Raw genomic sequence first — 2,463 nt, 5'->3', positions numbered from 1 at the left:
TCCGATGACGTTGTCGTTTCACGGAATCATCGGTACCTTCATTCGCCGAGCTATGTCCGCAGCGTGATCGTCGAGGCGGGTTGGCAGATCGTCGCATTTGACGAGTGTGCTTTCCGGCAGGAACAACACAAGGATCTCGCCGGGATCGTGGCGGTGGTCTCGCCGGATGAAGGACGAGATCGAGAGAGCGTGTAGGTCACGCTGTGCGTGACTGCAGGCATGCACAGCATGCCCTACGTGCTAAGAGCGGTCCTGGACAAAGCCTAGCGGGCTGAGCGTAGTTGACCGCGGGCGCGTCGGACGGCGGTGTCCTTCAGTTGCGCCAACTCGGGTGTCGAAGCCGGCATCTCTTGAGCGACTTCGAGCGCCTCCTCCGCTTTGCCGACATCGAGCAGATCGACGGAGATCGAGCGTGACGTCAGCAAGCTGACGACGTTGCCTTCGACCTGGGCGAAGCCGCCGTCGACGAAGTACCGCTGCGGACCCGCCGCGGTCGCCAGGTGGAGCGTACCGAAACCCAACCGACCGATCATCGGGGCGCGTCCGGGCAGGATGCCGACCGATCCGTCGTACATGGGCAGCGTCACCGAATCGGCTTCGCAATCCACTTCGGTGCGTTCGGGCGTGACTACGATGCAGCGTATCGCCATGACTTATTTCTTCTCCATCTTCTTGGCTTGTGCCTCGGCCTGCTCGATCGAACCGACGTACATGAAGGCTTGTTCGGGCAGGTGATCCCACTTGCCGTCACAGATTTCTTCGAAGCTGCGGATCGTATCTTCCAGCGGCGTGATCTCACCGGCCTTTCCGGTAAAGACTTCGGCGACCAAGAAGGGTTGGGATAGGAATCGTTCGATTCGGCGTGCACGGTGCACGATCGTCTTGTCGTCTTCGTTCAATTCGTCGACACCCAGAATCGCGATGATGTCTTGCAGTTCACGATAGCGTTGCAGCGTGGTCTGGACGCGACGTGCGATCGCATAGTGGCGATCACCGACGTACTGCGGATCGAGAATCCGCGAGTTGGACGCCAACGGGTCGATGGCGGGATAAATCCCTTTTTCCGAGATCGATCGTTCCAGATAGATGAACGCGTCCAACTGGCCGAAGGCGGTTGCCGGGGCGGGGTCGGTCGGGTCGTCCGCGGGCACGTAGACGGCTTGGACCGACGTGATCGCACCCTTTTTCGTCGACGTGATTCGTTCTTGCAGGGCACCCATTTCGGTCGCCAGGGTCGGTTGGTAACCGACCGCCGAAGGCATCCGTCCGAGCAATGCGGACACTTCCGAACCGGCTTGGGAGAAACGGAAGATGTTGTCGACGAACAACAGCGTGTCGGCTCCGGTCGTGTCGCGGAAAAATTCCGCCATCGTCAACGCCGACAGGGCGACGCGAAGACGGGATCCCGGCGGCTCGTTCATCTGGCCGAACACCATGCAGGTTTGCTCGATGACCTTGCGTCCGGTTTGACCGATTTCGGTTTCCTGCATTTCCAACCACAGGTCGGTGCCTTCGCGGGTCCGTTCACCGACACCGGCGAACACGGAGTAACCGCCGTGGCTGCTGGCGATCCGGGCGATCAATTCGGTCAGAATCACGGTCTTGCCCAGGCCCGCACCACCAAACAGCCCGGCTTTCCCGCCGCGGACGAAGGGGGTCAGCAGGTCGACGACCTTGATCCCGGTTTCGAACAATTCGGTGTTGGTCGACAGCTCGTTGACCGGCGGTGCTTGACGGTGAATCGGCCAGTAATCTTCGGCGTTGACCTCGCCACGTTTGTCGATGGGTTCGCCGAGCACGTTGAAGACGCGACCGAGCGTTTCTTTTCCGACGGGGACCGACACCGGTTTGCCGGTATCGATGACGTCCATGCCACGCATCATGCCGTCGGTGCTGCCCAGTGCGATCGCACGGACACGTCCGCCGCCGAGGTGCTGTTGGACTTCGCCGACCAAGTCGATCGAGACCCCTTTGTGCTCGCTCTTGACTTCCAGAGCGTTGTAGATCTTCGGCATTTGGCCTTCGGGGAATTCGGCGTCGAACGTCGACCCGATGACCTGCGTGACTTTGCCGACGACGCGAGTTTCGGTTGCGGTGGACATGCTATTCTTCTTCGCTAAAAACGTGTTGTGGGGCGGGCCGCCTGGTGCGACCGGTCACCAGAGTGTGTGGATTTAACCTTCCAAAGCTTCGACGCCGCCGATGATCTCCATGATCTCGCCGGTGATCTGGCTCTGTCGGGCCCGGTTGTAAGTCATCGAGAGTTGTTTGATCATGTCGCCGGCGTTCTCGGTGGCGCCCTTCATGGCGATCATCCGCGCGACTTGTTCGCTGACCGCGGCGTCCAAGAAACACTTGAACAGGCGGACTTTAAAACTGGTCGGCACGACTTCTTCGAGAATGCTTTCCGCCGAGGGCAGGAATTCGTATTCGACGTTGGTGCCGCCGGCATCGTCTTGATCG

4 protein-coding genes are annotated in these 2,463 nt (G+C 60.2%); 1 reads left to right on the top strand and 3 read right to left on the bottom strand.

The window, feature by feature from the left end; all coding sequences use genetic code 11:
• Nucleotides 1-195, top strand: a 195-nt coding sequence (locus ABX749_RS29490; protein WP_372899190.1) for a hypothetical protein, incomplete at its 5' end; no start/stop codon positions are given.
• A 68-nt stretch (nucleotides 196-263) separates the two neighbouring features.
• Here the strand turns inward: ABX749_RS29490 and ABX749_RS29485 are convergent.
• The 3 genes from ABX749_RS29485 to ABX749_RS29475 all read right to left on the bottom strand — a co-directional run.
• Nucleotides 264-650, bottom strand: a complete 387-nt coding sequence (locus ABX749_RS29485; protein ID WP_095737799.1) for a F0F1 ATP synthase subunit epsilon — start codon at nucleotides 648-650, stop codon at nucleotides 264-266.
• A gap of 3 nt (nucleotides 651-653) precedes the next feature.
• The gene (gene atpD / locus ABX749_RS29480; protein WP_145217476.1) at nucleotides 654-2,102 is read right to left on the bottom strand and encodes a F0F1 ATP synthase subunit beta; all 1,449 of its coding nucleotides are present in this window, start codon (nucleotides 2,100-2,102) and stop codon (nucleotides 654-656) included.
• A gap of 72 nt (nucleotides 2,103-2,174) precedes the next feature.
• A partial coding sequence (locus ABX749_RS29475; RefSeq protein ID WP_372899189.1) for a F0F1 ATP synthase subunit gamma occupies nucleotides 2,175-2,463 on the bottom strand: 289 nt, incomplete at its 5' end.

It is taken from the genome of Stieleria sp. (assembly GCF_041595215.1).
GTDB lineage: Bacteria > Planctomycetota > Planctomycetia > Pirellulales > Pirellulaceae > Stieleria > Stieleria magnilauensis.
The sequence above is the reverse complement of the archived record's forward strand: the minus strand, read 5'-3'. Positions and strand labels throughout refer to the sequence as shown.

Coding starts and splice junctions, on each gene's coding strand:
- ABX749_RS29485 (WP_095737799.1), bottom strand. CDS start 650: ATGGCGATACGCTGCATCGTAGTCACGCCCGAACGCACCGAAGTGGAT.
- atpD (WP_145217476.1), bottom strand. CDS start 2,102: ATGTCCACCGCAACCGAAACTCGCGTCGTCGGCAAAGTCACGCAGGTC.